Below are 21,394 nucleotides of genomic sequence, written 5' to 3' on the forward strand. Positions count from 1 at the left end.
TTGTTATGCTCCTTCCGCTGACTGTGCTGCCTGCTGTACGTAGCCCAGGGTGATAGCCACGCAGTTATTACCCGCGCTCACATCTTCCGCCCAGTAGCCCAAATCAATGTTGCCGGCTGCTTCTGTTGTCACCTTCCCGGCATCGGCACCCGTCGCCACGATGTAGGCCGCCGCGCCACGAGTAAAATCAGCGTCATCGACCGTCAACGCGCCGACGCAGTCACCGTGGGAAAAATGCCCAACGTTGACCTGCTTGTTGTGCGGTGCACTGTCACCGTAGATATCACGCACCACAATCCCATGAATGCGCAGGCCAGCGGCGAGAGGCATCACGCCACCGTCCGGGTTGACCGCTACGAACGTGCCATAGAGCAACTTCGTTTCGGTCAGATTCTCTTCACCCCAGACTTTGTCGTTTGAGCTGGAGGCACGTTTGATTGAACCCGGTTTAATAGTGCCGTCGGCACCATCCCAGTCAGTAAAAGACATAGTTATTTACCCCCAAGGCGTTGAGTTGCGGTTTTGGTGCCTTTATTCGCTGAGTCGTTAAACAGATGAGCGCCGATTTCACTGCGTGGCTTCGAGGTGGCCTGAATAGCTGCATAAGCTGCACGGACTTCGCTGTCAGTCATTGCTTTGACCTCAGCATCGTTAAATGCTTTAGTGCTCACGAGTACGGCGGCGCGCACGTCACGCGCTGATTTGGCATCATTGAAGCTGACTTTAGGGAAACGGGCTTTCGCGTCTGCCAGTGTGGTGCTGGTTTCATTGCCGGATTTCAGCTGCTCCAGTTCTTCTTCCAGCGTTTTAACTTTCGCTTTCAGATCGGCGTTTTCGGTTTCCAGCGCGGTGATTTTCGCGTCCTTGTCGTCACCACCACCAGCACCGGGATCTTCATCATTCGGCGCTGGTGTACTCGTCGCGCCTTCCAGTTGCTTTTTCAGGTCTGCGAGCTGCGCCAGCACTTCCTGTGCTTTAGCAGTGGCCTCTTCAGTCCCTTGCCCCTGTAGTTCTTCCAGCGCCTTTTCCAGCGCGGCAATCATGCCGACCAGCTCATCGGCAGTCAGCGCTACGCCTTCCGCATCCTTCAGTTTTTTGCCCTTCAGAAACGCCAGGGCGTCAGCTAATTTTGCAAACATTGGCTTACCTTTTTTGTCGTTTAACTTGCACTGAGGCCCGTAGCGCCCCTCTGCCACTCCCGCGACGTGATTGCCGCGAATGTTGATGTGGTAAAACTTCCCGCCTCTTTCCTCGAGTTCAGCAGGCTCATATCCAACGGACACTTCACGTATCCCCGTTTCTTCCAGCGTCTCGATTCCCGCGGCATCCGTCAGAAATACGTCACAGACCACTTCACCGTCCTCAATGCGAGTGTTGGCGATGTGTCCGGATGCTTTGTCTTTGTGGTCTGCTGCGGTGACCTCCCCGTCGTCGGGGTGCGTTATGGTGAACGGGAGGCCATTGAATGAAGCGAGGGTTTCGGGTTTTGATAGTTCGTCGAGGGTGCGAACAACGGTGATTTTTTTGTTGGCATCGCTGCCAGTTAGTCCCAGCTCATGACCGTAATACTCAATCGGTCCGGCGCGGGTGATCGTCGCAGTGGTAATCACGTACCCCTGCGCTGTTCGTTTCCACGTCATTGATTAATCCCATGAGACGTAAGGACGGGCCAGGCATCGGCATTGGTAGTCTTCTCCAGGTTTGCCGATGAATGCCCCGATGGTTGAGCGTTTCTTCCAGGTTTTGCCGCCGTCGTCCGAGTAGACAGTCGGGTCGGAATATTTACAGAGCATGCCATTTAACACGAAATGACTATCGCGCTCGCGTTCGTCGCCAGTGCCGCCCCACTCGTACAGGTCAAGGCCAAGCGCCACATTGCGCGCTTCCGTGAGGTCTGCGTTAAGTTTCGAGGTCTGGTCACGTGCGATTAGCCTGGCGCGGTTGCGGGTGACGTTCCCGCGGTCCTTGATTATGTCGATCAGGTTTTCATGTCGGCCGCCGTCTTTCATGTTGTCGAAAACCGCCGCGCCGATATCGTGAATAAAATCGGTATGGATGGAGGTAATCAGGTCAACGTTGTCACTGACTGCCTTTTCCATTTCTGGCTTTATCGCGCCATCGCCGAGCATCCCGGTCAGGTCAATCCCAAAAGCCTGAGAGAAAGTGCGCTGCGTCTGCTCTTTGTTCTGCAGGTTTGCCCGCGCAACGAACCCGGCAGAGAGTCGGGCGGCGACCTCCTGAATTGAAATGCTCGCTAATCGCTGCATGACTGCCGCAAGGCGCGCTGTAATCGACAAAGGAGTGGTATCGGGTGCATCGGTGAGTATGGGCTTGTCCAGCTCGTCCAGGAGTGTCTGAAGCATGCTATCGACAAACTCAATCAGCCTGTCTCGATACCAGACCTCTGCGCGCTTGCTGGCGGTTGGTGGCCGCATCCGTCGGCGTCGTGGTTTAAGACGCCCCTGTTTGCGCTCCAGCAGCTGTTTCAGGTCCATGTGCCACTCCCTGCGACAATCGCCTTAATTTCTGCTTCGGTGACTGTCTTCAGTACGCCCCGGTTTACCATCTCCCTGATGGCGACCTCTTCTGTCAGGATTGAACCCGTTACCAGCGTATTAAATCCGGTGGCATACTGGCTAAACCGGTTAGCTTCGTCAGCCTCGTTAATGCTGTCGATTGTCGGGTATTCGTAAGTAAGGCTTTCCGTAATGGCGAGTTTATCCAGCGTGAACTGGTCGGCGAAATCCTGCATAGGGCGAAGCCGGGACTCCTGCAGACCGTTAATCGTCTCGTAATAGGATTTATTGTCTTCCTCGCCGCTGCTGAACCCGCTGGCCGACTCACCAAACAGAACCGTTATGGGCCTGTCCAGCGCCCCAGCCAGTACAATCGCCATTTTGCTGATCACGTCAGACAGCCCGGTGAATTGCGCGTTCTTCTGCTCGTAACGCCCTTGAGCTGTTGTATCACCAGCGTCAATTAGCAGCAGCCCGGTCGAGGATTTAGTTTCCTTCATCACCCTGGCGTATTCGCGCACCTGCCCTTCCTGACCAGCTGCGATCTGGTTATTCATGCCGGGGATAAACAGCACATCGACGTTTGCCTCCTGTATGGTGTCTCCGGTGCTGAGGATTGCTGTGTCGAAGGTTTTGATGTGCTCATAGGGCGCCTGAAGGTCTGACGTACCAAACTTTGCGCGATCCTTAATGCTGTGATTGCCCAGCTTTGTCCGGCAGCAGCGGGAATGATGAAACCTGAGTTGCTTCGTCCCGACGTCAAGTTGATACGTTAGCGGTTCACCAAAGCAATCTGAGCGGATATCGGTGATGACATTACTGTCCGGCGTGTACTCACCTTTACGGAACACCAGGAATTTAACGATATCTTCGCGTTGCAAATTGAGCGGCAAGGCGATCTGGTCATCAGCACAATCCGTGATAGCCACGATTAGCGAGTCGCCCAGCAGAGAGGCCCATCCCAGCGCGCTGTGAAAGACTGCGTTTAATTTCAGTTCTTTTTCAGCGTCTGCGATGCGCTTGGTTATGGAGCTATCGACATCGCCAGAAAATTTACGGGGCAACTTCAGCATGTCGTCGGCGGTTTTGTTGATGTACTTTTTCACCACCCACGATTTTTTATACATCGCGAGCAGTTCTTTATCCGGCACATCGGGCTTACTGCTGCTATACCGCACCGCGCCGATCTTCTCGCCGAGTGAAGTCATTAAGCTAACCAGGCCATCATTCAGACGACCAACGATATTTTTTTTCGTCATTACATGATGTCCAGTGGGCTAAGAGTTTTACGTTGGTATAAATCGCGCAGCGCCTGCGTCATGCCATCGACCTGATCGTCGTTAGCGCCAACAGGGAAGGAAGTGATCTCTTCGACGAACTCCGTTATCCATGGGGCTGTATCCGGGTGCGGAAGATAAACGTTACCCGCCTCCCACACGGCGGTAATCGCATGTGCGCGGGCTACCTTGCTACCGTCCGGTTCTACCGGCACCAGTCCGGCCACGGTACTTTTCAGTGAGTCGATAACCGCCGGGCCGTTAGCCTTGTCCTCCACCAGCTTGCGAAGGCCTTTAGGGAATTCGTCGGACATTCGCTTAACGGCTTTAAGCGTTGCGGTGAAACTCATGCGGGCTCGAACCTGATGAAGCAGATAAGCATTGGCGCCCTTTTTACCCCACACCTGACCGACAACGTAGTCAGTGCCTTCGCTGTCTTTAAACGTCATATCCCAGCTGTGGATGACTATGTCGAAGTTGGTCGGCAAGTCTTTCGGGAGGTAATACTTGATCCATTCGTCTTTGAAGATGGAGCCACCAGCCTGTTTTGGTGACTGCTGATACATCGCAGACCAGAAGTAATCCCCGAGAATGGTTTTGGTTTCGAGCAGTTTCTCTTTTGGGTGCAACTCTGGAACCAGCGCTTCACCCTGCTCGTTGATTGCAGGGAACGCCAGCACCTTAGCGCGCGGCGTGATTTCCACTACACGCCCGGATAAGTCATCTGTCGCCCAGCGGGTCGCCATGATGATTTCGCCGCTGTTTTTCGACAGACGCGTTTTAAACGTGGAAACGTACCAGTTCCAGATAGATTTCTTAGTTGTCGGGCTAAGTGCTTCTTTGGCGTTTTTTATCGGGTCATCGATGATACCGAGATCGATTTTCTTACCCGTTAACGGACCGCCTACCCCCGCACAAACATACGTCCCCTTATGGTTGGCTATGCCGAATTCGTCAGTGTTACGCTTTACGGCCACACCATCAGCCGGCTTATTGCCCAGCCAGGCGCCCGGGAATATGTTGCGGTATTCCGGCGTGGACATAATGCGCTGAACGTCGGCGTTCATATCCCCGGCAAGGTCAGCAGAGTAGGACAGCGCACCTACGCGCATTTCAGGATATTTTCCGAAGAAATACGCTGGCAGGTAACGCGAAACGATATCCGATTTACCATGCTGCGGCGGCGCACCGAGAATCAGTATCGGGCGCACTCCATTCATCATATCCAGCAGGAACTGATCCAGAGCGTCGCAAACCGTTTGCGAGAACTTGCTGGTTATATATTCGGGGTTGATGTACTGAATAAAGTCGTGAAGGCTGGCCCTGGCGTTGCGCCGCTTGAGTAACTCTGCCGCTGCTTCCTGCTTACTTACCAGCGATAATTGCGGCGAGCTGCTCATCAGTCAGATCCTCCGCGCTTACTGTGTGATTATGCTGTATGGGCTCACCATTCGGGCCTGAATGCTCAAGCTTCTGCTTGTTGCTATATGCCTCGCCAACTTCTTTCGCGGCCTGTTCGAGAAGCTGGGCCGTCATACCGATATTTTTCATATTCTCAGCGGTCATCGACATCCTTTGCAGGACACGCAGCCGGTAGGCTTTATTGGCGATCGGGATATCGGAAATTTCATTCTGGAAGCGTTCGCGAGTTGCGTTGAACAGATCAACCCATTTTTTTGCTAACCCTTTTCCACTCACCTTCGTCGGATCGTGCGATTCGACTTGCTGTGGGGTGACTTTTATCCCGAAATCTTTTTGGATAGCATCGACCACAATCGACAGGGTGTCATAGCACGCAAGCATTTGAACGATGGCGGCTTTCACCTCTGGTTTTAGTGCAGCCATAAATCACCATCCTTCCAAAGCATTCCAAATTTAAGCCATCTTCAGCATGCACGTCCCGCACGCTCTGGCGATGTTAAGTTTTGCCACCTCTGCAGGTTGATTGGCTGCGTCCACCAGTTCTTGCACGTCTTCGCTGGCGCCGTAACGCCGAACTACTCCAACAAATTCCTCGACGTCATGCCCACGCAATGTCAGTACCGGCTGCCCGGTCTCTTTGTTGAACTTTGGAGCGCCAAACTCATCGGTGGCCTGGGCTATGTGATAAAGCTCATGCTCTACCAGCGCGCAGAACTCGAGGTCGCTGCATTGCGTACAGTAATCGGCTGCCAGCGTGATGATGAACTTCGGGATGCGCCCAAACCATTCATACATCTGCTGTTCCATTCTGGCTTTCTGCCAACCACCTGCACGGAGCATTACCTGCTCGGCCTGACCGAGAACATAGCGACCTTTCTTCGCGAACGATTCTGAAGCCCACATAAAACACAAATCAGCTTCCATTAAATGGGCGTGGTCAGGGTTATGGATGCTTCCTGTATCGCTGAGGATTTGTCGGCTTATCCAGTCATGCACTTCATTGGCTGGGATCAATCTGGTGTAGGGCTGCCAGTTATCGGGACCAATGAAATTAACTGGTGGGTATGGGCGTTGCTGAAGGCCTCCCCAGTCCGGTTTTGCCATGAGTTAATCCTGTTTGATGTGCGGAAGGAATGCCGTGAACATTCTGTCGAGCAGATAGCAGTAGGTTTCGTTTGCCGCTCCAGTGTCGATTGTCACACCAACATCATTGCAGCAGTAAAACGTTGCGTGGGCGCATTCGTGAACCAGTGTGGCGGCATTGTTATCAAACACACCTACCAGATAAAGATTCTCACCGGTTTCATCATTGACGAATTGCCGACACATGCCATTCACCATAGTCACGTCAGCCAGCGATACGCCGAGCGCCGTTTCTGCCTGTATCCACTCTTCTTTGCTTCGGCAGAGATAGATATTGGCTGATTTGAATAGAGGAAGTAGATGGCGAGGAAGCTTCGGCCACTTGGTTTTTGCCATGGTTCTATTCCTGTGGTTAAAGCCATTAAAAAAGCCACCCTGTTAGAGATGGCCTTTGTGATGGCAATAAAAAAATGCCCGAAGGCGGTTTTTTTACTATTTACCAACTTTTGAAGCAAGTGCGTCATAAATCGATTTAAAAGCGCTTACTGCCGCAGTATAGGTATCGAACTTATTAGGGTTCGCCTTAATTAACTCTTTAGTAATTTCTGCGGCAATTTCAGCAAGCTTGGTGTTTTCTTCTTTTTCAGTAGTCATAAAGTTCCCTTAGTTTTTGGACTGTGCGCACAAAAAGATGGGGGTAATTTCAGTCAACTCAATAGCTAGTCAATAATTATTTCGTACACTGCATATTGATAGACTCCTGCAGCACCTTCAATGCTGGCTGGCGTTGCTTGATCCCAGCCAGGTTTTGTCATTACTGTTTCTTCAGGTTGTCATTATCGAAGCCCCTCAGTGAAGAGCTTCTGTAATGCGGTCAGGCCTGCGCTTTACTGGCAAGCTCAACCAAATCTTTGAAGTCCTGGCACGTATCCAGTCGATGACCATGATCGTCGACAAAGTTATACCCTTTGAATAGCTCTACGATTTCCTCGGGACTTTTCCCATTCAAACGAGGAAACCGCTTTGATTCGTCAACCTGTTTCATCTTCTAATCTCCAGTCAGTAGGATATGATCCCGCTACAAACGTTCTTGAAATTGCCTTTCATGGTGGCGGCATTTATCAGTATTCAGGTGTTCCATCGACAGTACATCTGGGCCTGCTTTCAGCCGGGTCAAAAGGCGTTTACTTTCACCAACACATCAAAAATGTTTACGGCTACCGCAAGGTAGGCTAATCATCTGCGGGGATTCGTCCCCGCTTTTTGCCAGTTCCCGTTATTTGACTCTCTCACCGAGTCGTAAATACGTTCACACGTCATCCCGGCGGTGTAGCGTTCGTCAGCGATTCCAGCATAACGTTTAGCTTCTGCTGCAATATCTCCGAGCATGTCGGCGAGCATTCTGGCGTCGGCTCCGGCTGTTTTGCTTCTGACGGTAGCGGCAAGATCTGCGGTGTGCTTTGCGGCGTCCAGGCGGGCGGCAAGCTTTGTTGCTTCGGTGCGCAGCTGGCTAACAGAAGCAGACAGACCAGCAGCAGTGGCAGCTGATTTAGCGGCTTGTGCTTGTGCATCTTTTACAGCCTCATCACGGGCAATAATACGCCCTTGTTCAATCATCCGGGCTGCAGTCTGCGCGTTCGCTGTTTGCGATGATTCCGCGCTATCACGTTCCGCCCACTTTTTTTCCCACCCGCGACTGCTCCATACACTGCCGGCGATGAATGCGACGACCACCAGCAGCAACCCAACAATAATCTGGCGTTTCGGGCTCATCAGAATACCCCCGGAACTGATACCGGAATGCCTGGGTTAAGCGGCCCGAGCCCATCACCAAGAACCTGAGGTTTTTCTGCCCACAGGCAAACTTCACGCTCAATCTCACGCCGGGTGATTAAACCCTTCCACTGTTTGCCACCGGCATATGTCCAGCGCCGTAATTGTTCGCAAGCCCCTTTTGTGTCGCCCTGGTTGATTTTGCGTAGCAGCGTGGAGGTTTTGAAGTTGCCAGCACCGACGTTGTACGCGAATGAGTAAAGTGCACCCCGCATTGTTGCCGGGATCGGAACCTTGATGTAGGGGTCAATCTGACGTGCGATGGTATTCAGATCTTTTGTGAGCTGAATGGCACACTCTGTCTCGGTGTACGTCTTCCCGATTTTGACGTCGCTGCCAGTGTGCCCGTAGCATACCGTCCACACCCCAACGACATCCCGATAAGGCTGATAGCGAACACCTTCAAGGCCATCATTACCCGTTGGGCCAGTAATCAATGCCGCAGCGATAGCAATAGCGCCAGCGGGTATAGCTGCAATAACGCTATTCTTCAGCTTTGGTGGCATAGCCATTGCGCCGATCCTCCCGTTCTTTCCAGCGGAAATACCAGTTCACTGCACAGGTGATAACAGTGCATGCGATACCGACAATAATTGCCCAGTCGCTCAGGCTTAACCCTGCAATTCTGTCGGCCAACATCCAGGATACCTCTTTTGCTGTTTTAGCTGTTTCGGCATATGCCTTCGCTGATACACCGCAGCCGGTCAGCGTGGTTCCTGTTCCATATGAGAGTCTGCTGTAAATGGTGCTCATTCTGGTCATAGCCTCACCTCCGATTTTTCGGATGGCGCTGTGTGTTTGAAAAGGGTTCAGGCTTCACGGGCTGGATTTATCAACAAAGCACGTAGCGGATGATTCCCGTTAGCCTGATATATGGCGGGCTCTGCGCAAGCGCCTGTCGGATTGGGTTATGAGCCGTCCGTCAGCGAGCCCTGAATATGATGAAGCCCCGGTAAATACCGAGGCTCGTTAATCATTGCCGCTGTGAGTGTCGCGGCGCACTATCTCTTTGTCAGGCTACTTACGCGTTAAACCGGGCGCCAACCGTAACTCAGTGATGCTTTGCGCTTCCTCTCCCTCACTACGTCGCCATGGGAGTCCGACCAGATTAACGCTGTCGTCACGTTGCCAAAATATGGCATCCAATGCGGTCTTTCCGTTTAGCTATTTCATTTTTCTATCCTCCAGAAACGACAAAACCCGCTTGGATGGCGGGTTATTAATTTTTATCTATCGCTGCGGGTGTAGCTTCGCGAGCATAGCTGAATTCAAGCAATCCCCGCGCAACTTTGCAACCGGAATCGTTCAACTTTTTTATCGAATGCGTCACACATTGGCGCGTAAAGCATCGATTCTGCAAAATTTAGCCAAACATCGATCCGGCTCTCACATGTACGCAAGCACCATTCAGGATGTTTTTCATTTAAGTCTCTGGCCATCGCCTTTTTGCTAAGGCGCTTGATATAACGATCTTCAATAAGAGCGTATAACTTCTTATGCCCTGACAGCACAAGGACACCGCTGAGTACAGCGTTGATGGTCAACGCTTCTTCATCGGTACAGAACGCCAGGTTGCTTTTTTCTTTTCCGGAAAGCATGTCCAGAAAATATGACATCAGTTCACCGTGATCCAGGCCTGATGATTTGAGGTGCTTCAACACCTGCTGAATGGCCGTTTTACTAACTTTTTTTGACGCGAGAAGGTTATTAAACATGTGACCACCTGAGCCGGATCCAATATATGACCATCGGCCCCACATACGAAGTTTACCCTGAATCCAGACTGACTCGAGGGTGTTTAATCGCAGCATTTCACCACCTTTTCCTGTCGTTGATGGGTTAATCATATAAACGCCTCCTCTCTCCAGATTTGTTGGGTACGGAAAACACCTTCGGCGTGATATAGCCTCAGGGTGTCCTGATCAATATCGGTTTTTACACGGCCATCGATTACGTCATGACAACAGTTGCAAGCAATTGCGCCTTGCATGTCATGTGGTTTGATTCCCATCCCGCAGGTGTCACTCATGCGATAATGGGCAAGAACGCTGGTTTCTGGATTAAAATTGCAGATACCCGGAATGCGCACAGTGCACATGCGACCGCGAGCCTGTTTGGTGAGATCGATTTTCTTCATGCGGCGTAACTGAATAATTGTGAGGCGGCGTTTTCTGCAGCCTGCTGGGTGGGAAATGTGCGGAATAAAATATAATTCCATAGCACATCAAGTACGGATTTATAAAGTTGGGAAAACTCGAGATCGTCCATTTTAGCAAACGATATGGATTTGGGTTCGTTGCGCGTCGTACCGTCTGGCATTTCGTATTGAGTATAAAAACCCGCCTCGATAGTTACCCAGGCTCTGAATGCTTCAAAGGATTTTACAGCGCTGATATTGCCGGCGCGTTTTTCTGCTTCTTCACGCAGATACTGATCGGCCAGCTCCTGGAGTGTTTCTTCATGGCCAGCATAATGGGCCACCAGCTGAACATATCCGTGAACCAGTTTTTTATCTGCCGGGGATATTGCACCGCCCGACGGTTGCCAGTAATCGAAACCAAGATTCAGGAGTGCAAAAAATTTACGGTGAAATGCCGCATTACGTGCCTGTTTAAAGTCAGCATATAAAACAGCACCAAGACGGAATTTTTTCTCGATAAATTCCCGTGCGTCAGGCGTCGCCGGAATTAATACTCCGCCTGCTGATTTTACAAATGAATACTGCGCCATTGGTTTCCCCTTTAGCGCAGCAATTGCTCAGAAATACAGGTTCCGGGTGTTCAGTCCGATACCATGATTATATCTTAGTTTTGCCTCTTTGAACAACGACACAACCTGCTTGTTCTGCCAGCTCTAACAACGATTTAAGTGACGCGACATGTTCATCATCATAGATGTTTCTAAGTGCCGTCACCTTACCATTCTTGCAGGTTATGAGAACGCGACCGTTATCGGGGAGATGTTCCCCTACCTCCGTCTTTTTGAACACGTTCCCTCCCTCACAAGCATACTGTATAAACATACAGTATATATACTCCCAAGTGGCAGTAAGTGCAAACTTTTAAAGGCACAAAACGTTAAAATATCAAACATGGCTATTTTGTACACACTTGTTTAATAAAGAAAAACCGCCATTTTCTGGCGGTTCGTTTTAAGGTGTTAGGGTATCGTGACATGTCACGTTGTCAGTTTTACTACATGCCATCCGTGTGTAACCCAGCACTGAGAATCACCTGCGCATGGGCATGCTTTAACCGGTAATGAGTCACCGCACTTGTTGCATTTATTTGCGCGGATTGATTTTATCCGCCCCTTTACACGCGCATCATCCTGGCGAATGAGAAGCGCTATATATTCCCCCATTTCATACGGTGTGCGGCCTGGTCGACGATCTGCGCAATTTCGGGCAAGCATTTCCAGTTCCTGCGCATCCAGCACCAGTTCAAGTTTCCGCCCACCAGCGGCAGACTGGCGAGCACGCTGTGCTGCTTTGCGCTCTGCTGCTGATTTTGCCATTATGCGGCCTCCCTGCTTACACATAATTCAGGCAAATTAGCCCTCACCAGCGCCTCTGCAAACGGCGGTGGCACCGCGTTACCGCAGCGTGCAACCTGCTTGTCTTTCGCATACTTCTTGCCCCGATAGTCCTGGTCGATGATGTACCACTCCGGGAAGCCCTGCGCACGGTATAGCTCGTGCGGTTGCAGCATACGCATGCCAATATCAACGATGCGGTAAGTTATGCCGTCAACTGCCACCAGCCCGTCGCAATCCTCGCCGCAGTATTCCCGCAGAAACTCAAGCGTCTGCTGAGCGCGATATTCGTCGTATTCATCGACCGCAAGAGTGGTTTTCACCTCCCCTACGTGCAGCCCACCCGGCGTCACCGTTGGCATTGGATGGCTGGTTGGCTGGCCGTCCCGGCAGGTGCCGCGCAGTTTTACCAGGTGAGAGGTAATTGCAGCATGATGATTTCCTGTCGTTACAGTATGAGCCGGATTGTCCAGTGAGCCTCCGGAATGTCCGGTGTTATTGACCATCAAATGCGCAGCGACAACTGCGTGGTGATCAACCGTGGTAACTGAATGAACAGGTTCATCTAATCCGACGCCCGGTCCCGAGTAGTTACCGCCGTAGTGTTTCGCAAGGAACGCGCTCACCGTTGCGAATTTATTGCCACCTGCAGTAACGGTCCCCAGCGGATTATCCAGTCGCAGCACACGCGGTTCTTGTCCGGGACGTTCCCCATAGCCCATCTGGATCAACGTTGGTGTTACCAGTTGAGATTTACCACCACCACCAGCGGTGATAGTTCCGCTCGGTTCATCTGCCCGGTGGCCGATGCTGGCCCCAAACTGGCGGGCTATCACTGGCGCAACCAGACAGGCACGGGATTGCTTCAAAATGGTGTGAGCAGGTTTATCCAGCGGGCGCGGTTTAGCCTGGTATTCACTACCACCATTACCCGCCAGGAATGGTGTCAGTGCAGCCTCAACAATCCCGAGTGCATGCCCATTCCCGCCCGGGCGTTTTGACGTGCCAGCGGTTACCGTCGGTACCGGTTCGGTAACGGGCTGACCGGTTGCACCAGTGCGAAACTTTGTCAGGTGCGGAACGGCTAACGCATAGCCGTGGGTTTTGGTAATGGTCTGCAATGGCTCATCCAGCGCTTGACCTCGGAAACAGTCGTAACTCGTTTTGGTGCTGGTGTGATTGCACTTCACGATGAACGGCGACGCACTGTCGATAACAAAGCGCTGTATGCCGCGCGCGATCCGCTTCAGGGTATTTTCTGCCAGCGGCTTTTTGCGGTCGAATATCGATAGAGCCGGAATTGACCAGTCGATACACTCCGCAGCTGTACGCCATGGCGCCAGCCTGCCAGCCTGAACCACAGGTGATTTCGGATCCCCATGCGTTGGTTCCGGCCATACAATCGGCTTCCCATCACGTCGCATAACCATGAAGAAACGCTTTCTGATTGTCGGTGCGCCGTAGTCACAGGCGCGCAGTTCGCGATACTCAACTACATAGCCCAGGCCTTTTACCAGCCGCGCGGCGTCATCGCTATCAAGCGAAATATTCAGAAACTCACAGCATTCTGCCAGCGCCGGATGATCTGCAGAAATGCCGGTTGTAAGCATTGCGACAAAGGCGTTAAAAGTTTCACCAATTCGAGCTGGGTCGGGACGCTGTTCAACTGGCTCAGGTGGTCCGATAAATTCATCAAGAAAGCGATCCGCGTGACTGATGAATGGCATTTCACGTAATAATGGTCCCCACGTTTTAAACTCTTCGACGTTCTCCAGTTTCATTACCCGTGGTTCAACATCCAGCCCCCAACGCAGCGCAACCCATGCCAGTCCACGGATCGCTTTCTCGACAGGTTTAGCGCCCTTGGCTTTAGAAAAGTGGCGGCAATCAGGAGAAAACCACGCCAGCGCCACCGGGCGCCCCGCAGTTGCTACCTTTGGGCGAACCTCATACACAGACTCGCAATAGTGCAGCGTATCAGGGTGATTCGTAGTGTGCATCGCCACAGCGTTCTCATCGTGGTTGATTGCTATATCAACACTGCGACCGATCGCCATTTCAATACCGGTTGACGCACCGCCACCACCAGCAAAATTATCAACGATGATTTCTCTCACGCGTATTTCTCCATTGCATTCATTAGCGAACGAGCAGCAATCACAATCTCCTGTGCTGACATTTTTTCTAACCACATGCGATTGATATGATGCTTTAGTCGCCTTTGGTGATGTTCAGGCAGACTCTCGGCGTTGTTTATTTGCTCAAAAATCATCTTGACCTCAACTGGCCAGACTGTTTCTGGCACCTCGGGAAGAAGCAAACTCTCCAGCTCATGTAATCTACGGTATGCGCTATCAAGGAGGGCGCTTTTGAGATTGCAGGTATCGTCACCAGTTTCTTTCGTAAATATTATCCAGTGGGTTTTGTCGTTCTTTCCGGTACGCTGGCCAATTGCAGGTTTCACATCTGTAAGCGCCAGAATCTGGCTAACCGGTATCTGCGTTTCGTTCCATTTGAAGATGAGCACGCCGTGTGGCCGCAGCACGCGGAAAGCTTCTTTGAATCCTGTTCGCAAATCAGAACGCCACGTTTTTTTGTTCAGTCTCCCGTATTTTTTACCCATCCAGGCAGACTGGCCCACACGCTCCAGATGTGGCGGGTCAAACACCACAACCGGAAAAGAAGAATCAGCGAACGGCAGTGAACGAAAGTCGGCAATCAGGTCGGGACTGATAACCAGGCGGCGACCGTCGCACAGCTCGTGCTCTTCGGTGCGGATATCAGTGAACACAGCACGGGTGTCATGCTTGTTGAACCAGAACATGCGGGAGCCGCAGCACATATCAAGAATTGTTGCTGGCTTTGTCATGCAGCACTCTCCCTATCTTCCTTGATAAATTCAGCTATTCCTGGCAGCAGCATTACATCAGACGAACCACACTCATTTCCCCATACGTCAAAGCCATGTGATGACTGGCGCGCAAATAATTCTATACGTGGTACGTCACCCAACAGTTGAACTAACTTTTCACGCACAAAGTCAGGTTTTTGTGAATGAGCCAGACGAGGCGCTGTAAATGACTGGATAATCCCAGCATCAATACGCTCAGGGAGTTTCCCCTTAATTGCAAAAAGGCAATCTTCACTATTAGCACGGGTCATATGCCCCATTCCCATTACCAATTTTTCTGTCTGACGGCTTCCGTACTTGTTCCAGGTAAAGCCTTTCATTGTCATCAAACGAAACCCCCATGCCTCGACTACCTTCAGTGCTTCAAGCGGCTGCGTCGGAACCCACCACATAGCCAGCAGGCTACTTTCAGCAGCGAGATCCCACACAGGAAGACGGCAAATATCTAGAACATTCATCACCGGATATTTAAACCCGGCGCCGCGGTCACCATCCGCTGCTTTGTCTCTGTATTCCCAGGGAGGATCCGCATAAATTAACGTGTACTTTTTATTCACTCTTTCCCCCTTCGTGCTGCTGGCGCCAGTAATTCAAACGTTCTCTGAAAAAATCCCGATAACTCTCCGGCGTCGCGTCAATGTGCTGAATAACCGTCTGGCGAGTAACTTTCCGCTCATAGAGCTGACGAACGAGCGCAGCTGCGCGCATGTCGTAATGCTCTTTGAGTTGGCACTCTTGTGGCCATTTCGCACGATTGAGCGGGAGACCGGGCGGGAGGTAATCCGATTGCCCGGCCATGCCTTAAGCCCTCATGTTTTTCTCTGAGTGAACGTAGAAACGTGGATCAACGCTTTTCAGCGTGAAGTGTGTAACGGGCATATCGTCATGCCGTTCGATGCCAACAAAGTTCGACATGCAAAGCGCAAAGACGCGTTTCTGGAGCTGATCCAGGGTAATTTTGATGTCCGGGTAATATTTTTTAATCGATGACATAATCCCCTGATATGAGAGCGTTTTACCCTTCATAATCGCCACGAGGTATTCCGCCGGCAGTTCGCTGGATTTTTGGGGTAATTGGGATTCAGTAGGATTCTCAATGGGTTTTATGGTATCCAGCAGCAAACGACAGCGGCTGGTAATACCTACCCTATAGCCCGTTTTTTTGTCGTAATTCTCTTTGCTTCCGGAAGTCCATACAGTTGCCGTTTCGCGGAGTTTTACGGTCTTCTCTCCACCTGAATAAATAACGGTTCCGGTATGCGTCTTACTGAAACACCGTGGGTTGGTTTCAACAGGTTTTGATTTTTTATTTTTTGGGGCCGCGCGAGCAGTTAATCCCGGAACAGGAACCGGACGCGGGCAAGGTACATAAACCGAACGGCTGCGAGCCCTGGCACCTGCGTTCATCCGCCAGATGATTACGTTCGTCCAGTCACAGGCATCGTCAACTGTCGCTACTTTAGGATAAATTAAATCGGTCATTGGTCTTTCCTCATTGTATTTCACGCTGGTCAGGCGTTTTAAAATGCGTCGGTGTTGTACTTCTCTGCATACTTACGGTGCGTTTTTCTGGGTTTTGCTGCCTCCAGTTGAATCCGTGTTTTTTCTTTGCCAATGTGCTGGTCGATCGGCAGAAAGTGACCGTTTTTAAACTCCTGGTAAACTACGGTACCAGCAGCTGCAAAGCGGCATTTGCCGAGGATGACCTCAGCCACACCAGCAGCCGGGCTTTCAGGGTTATAAACTTCATCTCTGTACAGAAACAGAATGCTGTCAGCATCCTGCTCAATAGAGCCTGAATCACGCAGGTCTGACATTACCGGACGGCGCTGCGCCGCCGGGCGCGCATCGACGGCGCGGGAGAGCTGACTCAGTGCAAAGGTTGGCGTGTGCAGGCGCATAGCCATGGTTTTAAGATTTCGGGAAATATGCGCTACAGCGAGATCGTTACGCTCTGCTTTTGGTTTTTTAATCAGTCCGAGATAGTCGACCATAATCATCGCCAGATGCGGATGACGCCGTTTGTGTGTTTCGGCAATGGCGCGAATTTGTTCAACCGTAAGGTCGGTTGCATCCACGATCCAGATATCGCGATCCGTAAGCTCACCTATCGCAGCGGTTAATCGTGCCCAGTCCTCATCGTACATATCCTGTGGATTACGCAGACGGGAAACAGACAGATTCCCGGCGCCAGCCAGTGAGCGTTCAACAATCTGAGCAGCGGCCATTTCCATGCTGAAAATTAGCGCGCCTCCGCCTTTAGCGGTTACGCCCTCCACAACAGTAAGAGCAAATTCGGTTTTACCCATACCTGGTCGACCAGCAACGACAATCAGATCCTGCGGGTTAATACCTCCTGTAGCATTATCGAGATCTACAATCCCGGTCAGAAGGTTACGCGTGGATTCATCGCCTTCCATGCGTTTCTGTACGGTGTCCATGTAGGCGGGCAACAGCTCGTTAATGTGTACCGGTTGGACGTCGCCGCTTTCAGCAGTCATATCCAGCAGCTGCGCCACAGCCTTTTCCACAACCTGATCACGTTGTTCCTGGTTGGCAGCATTGCGGATGCCGTCGGCGCCATCCTGCAAAAGTTTCGCCAGCGCACGGCTACGCCATGCTTTAACCATCTTCCCTGCATACCCTTTGAGATTCGGAATCGTTGCTGGTATGCGGGAAATTTCCGACAAATCAGCCAGGCTTGAACCGCCCAACGCCTCACTGATGAAAAGCATGTCGATCATGCCGTTAGTCAGTGCCTGTTTTTTTATTTCGCTGAATGCGCGGCGATAAAAACCAATGCTGAATGATTCCTCTGGCGTGGATGCGATCACGTCAAATGCGTCAGGTGTAGCGCCGCCATTCAACAACCCTGCCAGCACACACGCTTCCAGTTCCTGCGGGGTCATAGCGAACCTTCCCGGGTATTACGTAAAGTTTCTGGTTTCATCAAATAATCAAAGCTGGCGCGCCATCCACCGTTAGATCCGAAATAAAAATCAGGGGCATCAGCGCGGAATTTTTCGAAGTAACCCAGGAATGCTCCCGTAGTTTTATTTTTCATATGGGCCGCCAGGCGAATAATCATCCTGCGGCGATCTGTATCCAGTTCAGCAGCAGGCAGTGTGTCAGCGAATATCTCGTTGTAGCCGTTCATGACAGCATCCGGATCAATATCAGCCTCCGTAGTGGCCCATGCTTCGGCATCTGCGAGATAACCATCAAAGCGATTTACACGGCAGATATTGGCTGGTTTAGGTAAGCCAGAACCACGGCGACGCCATGTCGCCAGAACCCAACGAATAACTAATTGCAGCTCAGCCAGTGTGTATGCTTCCCGCGTTTGTGTCGGCGTAAGCATGAGAACGAACGGCTTAACATCACGGCAACGGGTACCGGTTTGTTCGTTATAGAATTCCAGGGCTTTTTTAGCGTCAGCAAGGATCCATTCGTCGCCCTCCCCCTTCTGGGGGTTAGGGGGATCATTAGGTTCATTGACTGGTTCAAAAGAGTGACTGGTTCTGGTGCCACCACATGGCATAGGGGGTGTGTTTTCTAACGGCATACCTGTGATTTTTGATGGCACAGGGGCTGTGCTTTTTGGTGGCACAGGGTTATCAAGATTCAGGTAATACACATTCGATGTATTTCCCTTACCATTGTTAATACCCATACGATTTTCTTTTGTTAAAACGCCCATGCCAATAAGCGCGTCAATATGCGTACGAACAGCACTCCTGCTGCATTCGCAATGATCAGCAATGTGCTGATAAGATGGCCAGCATTCACCATTATCATTGGCGTTATCAGCAAGTTTAATCAGCACCAGTTTACGGATTGGGTTTCCGGTTTTTATTGCCATAGCCCGGGCCATTAGGGTCATGCTCATAGTCAGATCCCCAGCAGTTCAGCCAGTTCACGACAGGCTATTTCGTAGTCTTTTGGTGTGAGAAAAACGCACGTCTCGATCATCTCAGCTTTGCGTTTCTCATAAATTTCCCATTTTTTAGCGGACAGGCGTTCTTCAAATATTCCCCGTACGTCATGCGCACAGGATGGCTCGCCATTTAAACGCCAGCCGTTCCGCCAGGTGATGCGGTCAGTTGATGTCTGCATATTGGTCTTTCCTCGATACAAGTTAAACGCTGGTCAGGCGCTGTGTTTCCTGTATGGCTTGTAGTGCCTGTGCTATCCGCTGTGGTCGATCTCTGGCATCAAGCAGCAAGGCAATAATCGCCGCAGCAAAATCACGAATCGCGATGCAAATTAACTGCTGAGTGGTCATCCCCAGCTGTGCATATCGTTCCGCAGGCAATGCAGCCTCCATCGCCATGGCCAGCGCTTTAGTTTTGATTCTTGCCGCTTTCGTCTCACCACGTAGCCAGCGAAAAATCTGCTGCCGGTTGTTGTTGATTGCCCGCCAGTCAGCATTACCTTTTGAATCCTCCATCGGGTGCAGTTTTACGCAGCTGGTATTGCCGCCCATTCGAAACCACATGCGAGTGATCTCAATAGCAACATGTTCCTGCCCACGCTCAGCAGCCCAGTTGAAGATTTCTCTTTTCAGTTCGTCGAGGTTTTCCACTTCGTCGCGTCTCCTGTCGCTGAAAACCTGATTAAGCGTAATCAGATTTCAAATACGCCCTTTGTTAAGCTGCATTCTGTTCCGGCAGTCCGTCAGTTGGTTTTCGATAAATATTGGGGAGTAGATCATGTGGTGTAACTTGATAGCCAGTCGCTGCGGCCCATTTCAATGCAGTTGCAGCACCAAGAAGGCATTTTCCAGATGCAACACGACTGACATAGCCCTGCGTCTCACCAACCACTTGAGCGAAATCCTGCTGGCGAACGCCAGAGGTCTTTAGATAGGTTTTGAGATCCATTTGTCCTCCTAAAATGTATGTGACACATGAATATTAGTATTGCGAATACACATGTGTCAATAGTTACACGATTGGGAGGAAATTAATTTTACGAATAATATGGGCGTCATGAGAAAGAAAACGCTTGATGCAGCTGAAGCTGATGCAGCCCAAAGGCTGCGCGACATATGGAACGAGAAAAAAGTAACTTTACGTCTTACTCAGGAAAAGGCGGCGGATGCTCTCGGCTTTAGTACTCAGGCTACAGTCAGTCAGTATTTGAATGGAAGTATTCCGTTAAACACAGATGCGACATTAAAATTTTCAGCTCTTCTCGGTGTAAAACCTGAAGACATTAGACCCGACCTTGCCGAACTAATGAATTATGTCCGGAAATCAGGAGCCCACGTTCAAGATTATTCAGCTGCTGGCTGGCGACTCCTGAAACCAGAAGATGCCGAGTTGATAGCACTTTATGAAAGACTTCCTCAGAGTGAAAAAGAAAGGCATCTATCTGAATTAAAAGACAAAGTTAGTGGATTTGACCGACTTTTTGAAGAACTTCTAGCCACAAGAAAACAGTAAATTCCCCTCCAAAATAATCCCGCATCGTCGGGATTTTTTTTATCCTTTCTTATCAAGAACATACAAAATATATTCGCATTACGATTATTTTAATCTTGACCATGAATATACGCATAACTAATATAAGCCACATCAACGACGCACTAACCACGCGGCAGTTGTTCAGAAAAACGTTCTGACGATTCGGAAAGACGAATGAGGGAGTGAGCATGATGACAGCAGCAGAAGAGAAAAGGCTCATCGAAAGCGTGAAGAGCCTTAGATCGGAAATAGAGATGAAACTAGCCCTTAATTTTTCCCAGGCTAATGAGATTCAGATTCGTCTCGTACGTTCAATCCACGAATCATTTTGTAAGTCTCAGCCTCAACCTGGTGAGCAAAATTTTTAATGGCTTCACTGTCATTTTGCATAGGGTTAACGAAGGTGTTTAGCAGTACCTCAGTCATAGATAGCACCTGCGCCCTTTGCTCCTTTGGCATTGATGCAATTATTCCAGAGATGATTAGCTGTGTAGCAATGTCTCGCGGTGAAGGAGTTGTTTCATTTTCCATAAGTGAGTTCTCTTTGCTTTTGTTGGAATAGCAAAGGTAGCACGACCGGGCGTGTTGAAAAATCCCGGAACGAATTGCGGGTCGCCGCCAGTACGATGACATGCGGGAAAGACCGCACAGAATTCGAATTGTGGCGAATTGCAGTCCATCGAGACAACCAGAAGATAAGCACCTGGCGCCACACCTCTATTTTGCTGTTGCGATAGCGTTCCCTGAAGGTGAGAGCCGACCAGCAGTATGACGCCGGGAAAGTCCGGGAGGAAAGACCAATGGGGCATGACCAGCCCTGACAGCCCGGAAAGACGGGCAACCTTTAGATGGCAAAAGGCCCGCACAAGGCGGGCCAGTTACCCCGAACGGCGACCAAACCATTCGGATTCCGTAGGGGACCAACCCTACGGAGAGGAAAGACCAACGACACTGACGCTATGGAAGCTGATCAATATTCGCTGATCGGCTCTGAGTATACATCACTAAGGAGTCGCTATGGAAGCGCTTACCATCCCTGTAAAACTGTACATTCACTACCACACACAAACGTTTTCTTCGGATAAATACATTGTTGCCACCTGTGACATGTCACGCAATTTTCCGGACACCTACGTTTTGTTGGAAACTCGTGAAATTACCCTCGATATAAACCAGCCTGAACCATTTGACATCATTGCTCTTCAGGTCGACCAGTTGCGCGGCCAGAAAGAGACGATTGCGGAGGAAGCACAACGTCAAATTGCCCGAGTCGACGACAAAATACAGCAACTGCTGTGTATTGATCATACCCCTGTTCAGGAAAGCGATATCCCATTTTGATCAGCCGGC

Annotated in this window: 30 protein-coding genes and 1 pseudogene; 3 read left to right on the plus strand and 28 right to left on the minus strand. The window is 50.7% G+C overall.

The window, feature by feature from the left end; all coding sequences use genetic code 11:
* Positions 1 to 3 precede the first annotated feature (3 nt).
* The 10 genes from FDX24_RS13340 to FDX24_RS23470 all read right to left on the minus strand — a co-directional run bounded on the left by FDX24_RS13340 (position 4) and on the right by FDX24_RS23470 (position 7,343).
* Positions 4 to 495, minus strand: coding sequence for a hypothetical protein (locus FDX24_RS13340; RefSeq protein WP_137364443.1), 492 nt, complete (start codon positions 493 to 495; stop codon positions 4 to 6).
* Positions 492 to 1,640, minus strand: a complete 1,149-nt coding sequence (locus FDX24_RS13345; RefSeq protein WP_137364444.1) for a DUF2213 domain-containing protein — start codon at positions 1,638 to 1,640, stop codon at positions 492 to 494. Before FDX24_RS13345 ends, FDX24_RS13340 begins: the two co-directional genes overlap by 4 nt.
* Before the next feature lie 3 nt (positions 1,641 to 1,643).
* On the minus strand, positions 1,644 to 2,495 hold the full coding sequence (locus FDX24_RS13350; protein ID WP_137364445.1) for a phage minor head protein: 852 nt from the start codon (positions 2,493 to 2,495) through the stop codon (positions 1,644 to 1,646).
* Entirely contained in the window at positions 2,486 to 3,775 is a 1,290-nt protein-coding gene (locus FDX24_RS13355; protein WP_137364446.1) for a DUF1073 domain-containing protein, read from the minus strand. The genes FDX24_RS13350 and FDX24_RS13355 overlap by 10 nt, the downstream gene beginning before the upstream one ends.
* Positions 3,775 to 5,193: a phage terminase large subunit gene (gene terL, locus FDX24_RS13360; protein WP_137364447.1), complete on the minus strand. Its 1,419-nt coding sequence runs from the start codon at positions 5,191 to 5,193 to the stop codon at positions 3,775 to 3,777. Before terL ends, FDX24_RS13355 begins: the two co-directional genes overlap by 1 nt.
* Positions 5,159 to 5,638 (minus strand): DUF2280 domain-containing protein, encoded by a 480-nt coding sequence (locus tag FDX24_RS13365; RefSeq protein WP_069721560.1) that lies wholly within the window; start codon positions 5,636 to 5,638, stop codon positions 5,159 to 5,161. The genes terL and FDX24_RS13365 overlap by 35 nt, the downstream gene beginning before the upstream one ends.
* A gap of 30 nt (positions 5,639 to 5,668) precedes the next feature.
* Positions 5,669 to 6,319 (minus strand): putative metallopeptidase, encoded by a 651-nt coding sequence (locus FDX24_RS13370; RefSeq protein ID WP_137364448.1) that lies wholly within the window; start codon positions 6,317 to 6,319, stop codon positions 5,669 to 5,671.
* 3 nt (positions 6,320 to 6,322) lie between these two features.
* A complete protein-coding gene (locus FDX24_RS13375) occupies positions 6,323 to 6,694 on the minus strand; it encodes a hypothetical protein (RefSeq protein WP_137364449.1) in 372 nt (123 codons plus the stop codon).
* 96 nt (positions 6,695 to 6,790) lie between these two features.
* The gene (locus FDX24_RS23465; RefSeq protein ID WP_170973069.1) at positions 6,791 to 6,952 is read right to left on the minus strand and encodes a hypothetical protein; all 162 of its coding nucleotides are present in this window, start codon (positions 6,950 to 6,952) and stop codon (positions 6,791 to 6,793) included.
* Positions 6,953 to 7,172: 220 nt separating this feature from the next.
* On the minus strand, positions 7,173 to 7,343 hold the full coding sequence (locus FDX24_RS23470) for a hypothetical protein (protein ID WP_170973070.1): 171 nt from the start codon (positions 7,341 to 7,343) through the stop codon (positions 7,173 to 7,175).
* Here FDX24_RS23470 and FDX24_RS13380 point away from each other — a divergent pair.
* The gene (locus FDX24_RS13380; protein WP_071684699.1) at positions 7,322 to 7,534 is read left to right on the plus strand and encodes a KTSC domain-containing protein; all 213 of its coding nucleotides are present in this window, start codon (positions 7,322 to 7,324) and stop codon (positions 7,532 to 7,534) included. The two genes, FDX24_RS23470 and FDX24_RS13380, sit on opposite strands and share 22 nt — an antisense overlap.
* Here FDX24_RS13380 and FDX24_RS13385 read toward each other — a convergent pair whose 3' ends face one another.
* The 17 genes and pseudogenes from FDX24_RS13385 to FDX24_RS13475 form a co-directional block, all read right to left on the minus strand.
* A complete protein-coding gene (locus FDX24_RS13385; RefSeq protein ID WP_137364450.1) occupies positions 7,535 to 8,071 on the minus strand; it encodes a DUF2514 domain-containing protein in 537 nt (178 codons plus the stop codon).
* Positions 8,071 to 8,643, minus strand: coding sequence for a lysozyme (locus tag FDX24_RS13390; RefSeq protein ID WP_137364451.1), 573 nt, complete (start codon positions 8,641 to 8,643; stop codon positions 8,071 to 8,073). The genes FDX24_RS13385 and FDX24_RS13390 overlap by 1 nt, the downstream gene beginning before the upstream one ends.
* Entirely contained in the window at positions 8,615 to 8,893 is a 279-nt protein-coding gene (locus FDX24_RS13395; protein WP_001568784.1) for a phage holin, read from the minus strand. Before FDX24_RS13395 ends, FDX24_RS13390 begins: the two co-directional genes overlap by 29 nt.
* 506 nt (positions 8,894 to 9,399) lie before the next feature.
* Entirely contained in the window at positions 9,400 to 9,978 is a 579-nt protein-coding gene (locus FDX24_RS13400; protein WP_137364452.1) for a DUF1133 family protein, read from the minus strand.
* Entirely contained in the window at positions 9,975 to 10,268 is a 294-nt protein-coding gene (locus FDX24_RS13405; RefSeq protein ID WP_137364453.1) for a DUF1364 domain-containing protein, read from the minus strand. The genes FDX24_RS13400 and FDX24_RS13405 overlap by 4 nt, the downstream gene beginning before the upstream one ends.
* Entirely contained in the window at positions 10,265 to 10,861 is a 597-nt protein-coding gene (locus FDX24_RS13410) for a DUF1367 family protein (RefSeq protein WP_048241290.1), read from the minus strand. Before FDX24_RS13410 ends, FDX24_RS13405 begins: the two co-directional genes overlap by 4 nt.
* A gap of 447 nt (positions 10,862 to 11,308) precedes the next feature.
* Entirely contained in the window at positions 11,309 to 11,647 is a 339-nt protein-coding gene (locus FDX24_RS13420; protein WP_137364454.1) for a hypothetical protein, read from the minus strand.
* On the minus strand, positions 11,647 to 13,782 hold the full coding sequence (locus FDX24_RS13425; protein ID WP_137364455.1) for a DNA cytosine methyltransferase: 2,136 nt from the start codon (positions 13,780 to 13,782) through the stop codon (positions 11,647 to 11,649). The genes FDX24_RS13420 and FDX24_RS13425 overlap by 1 nt, the downstream gene beginning before the upstream one ends.
* A gap of 278 nt (positions 13,783 to 14,060) precedes the next feature.
* Positions 14,061 to 14,534: pseudogene (locus tag FDX24_RS23725) on the minus strand (class I SAM-dependent methyltransferase); the annotation flags it as partial.
* Positions 14,531 to 15,133 (minus strand): MT-A70 family methyltransferase, encoded by a 603-nt coding sequence (locus FDX24_RS13435; protein WP_137364457.1) that lies wholly within the window; start codon positions 15,131 to 15,133, stop codon positions 14,531 to 14,533. The pseudogene FDX24_RS23725 and the gene FDX24_RS13435, both read right to left, overlap by 4 nt.
* Entirely contained in the window at positions 15,126 to 15,374 is a 249-nt protein-coding gene (locus FDX24_RS13440) for a hypothetical protein (protein ID WP_137364458.1), read from the minus strand. Before FDX24_RS13440 ends, FDX24_RS13435 begins: the two co-directional genes overlap by 8 nt.
* A 3-nt stretch (positions 15,375 to 15,377) precedes the next feature.
* Positions 15,378 to 16,058, minus strand: a complete 681-nt coding sequence (locus FDX24_RS13445) for a hypothetical protein (RefSeq protein WP_137364459.1) — start codon at positions 16,056 to 16,058, stop codon at positions 15,378 to 15,380.
* A gap of 38 nt (positions 16,059 to 16,096) precedes the next feature.
* On the minus strand, positions 16,097 to 17,485 hold the full coding sequence (locus FDX24_RS13450; protein ID WP_137364460.1) for a replicative DNA helicase: 1,389 nt from the start codon (positions 17,483 to 17,485) through the stop codon (positions 16,097 to 16,099).
* Complete coding sequence (locus FDX24_RS13455) at positions 17,482 to 18,465, minus strand: helix-turn-helix domain-containing protein (RefSeq protein ID WP_137364461.1); 984 nt, start codon at positions 18,463 to 18,465, stop codon at positions 17,482 to 17,484. Before FDX24_RS13455 ends, FDX24_RS13450 begins: the two co-directional genes overlap by 4 nt.
* 2 nt (positions 18,466 to 18,467) lie before the next feature.
* Positions 18,468 to 18,692, minus strand: a complete 225-nt coding sequence (locus tag FDX24_RS13460; RefSeq protein ID WP_001648809.1) for a hypothetical protein — start codon at positions 18,690 to 18,692, stop codon at positions 18,468 to 18,470.
* 22 nt (positions 18,693 to 18,714) lie between these two features.
* Entirely contained in the window at positions 18,715 to 19,161 is a 447-nt protein-coding gene (locus tag FDX24_RS13465; protein WP_016152513.1) for a toxin YdaT family protein, read from the minus strand.
* Positions 19,162 to 19,225: 64 nt separating this feature from the next.
* Positions 19,226 to 19,459: a helix-turn-helix transcriptional regulator gene (locus tag FDX24_RS13475; protein WP_000364674.1), complete on the minus strand. Its 234-nt coding sequence runs from the start codon at positions 19,457 to 19,459 to the stop codon at positions 19,226 to 19,228.
* A 108-nt stretch (positions 19,460 to 19,567) separates the two neighbouring features.
* On the opposite strand from FDX24_RS13475, the gene FDX24_RS13480 reads away from it, so the two are divergent.
* Positions 19,568 to 20,023, plus strand: coding sequence for a helix-turn-helix domain-containing protein (locus FDX24_RS13480; RefSeq protein WP_045449542.1), 456 nt, complete (start codon positions 19,568 to 19,570; stop codon positions 20,021 to 20,023).
* 303 nt (positions 20,024 to 20,326) lie between these two features.
* Here the strand turns inward: FDX24_RS13480 and FDX24_RS23475 are convergent, their stop codons facing one another.
* Positions 20,327 to 20,575 (minus strand): hypothetical protein, encoded by a 249-nt coding sequence (locus FDX24_RS23475; protein WP_170973071.1) that lies wholly within the window; start codon positions 20,573 to 20,575, stop codon positions 20,327 to 20,329.
* A 486-nt stretch (positions 20,576 to 21,061) separates the two neighbouring features.
* Here FDX24_RS23475 and FDX24_RS13485 point away from each other — a divergent pair, with 486 nt between their 5' ends.
* Complete coding sequence (locus FDX24_RS13485) at positions 21,062 to 21,385, plus strand: hypothetical protein (RefSeq protein ID WP_137364463.1); 324 nt, start codon at positions 21,062 to 21,064, stop codon at positions 21,383 to 21,385.
* The last annotated feature ends 9 nt before the right edge of the window (positions 21,386 to 21,394 follow it).

Origin of the sequence: Citrobacter sp. wls716, assembly GCF_005280975.1 — a bacterium.
GTDB lineage: Bacteria > Pseudomonadota > Gammaproteobacteria > Enterobacterales > Enterobacteriaceae > Citrobacter > Citrobacter youngae.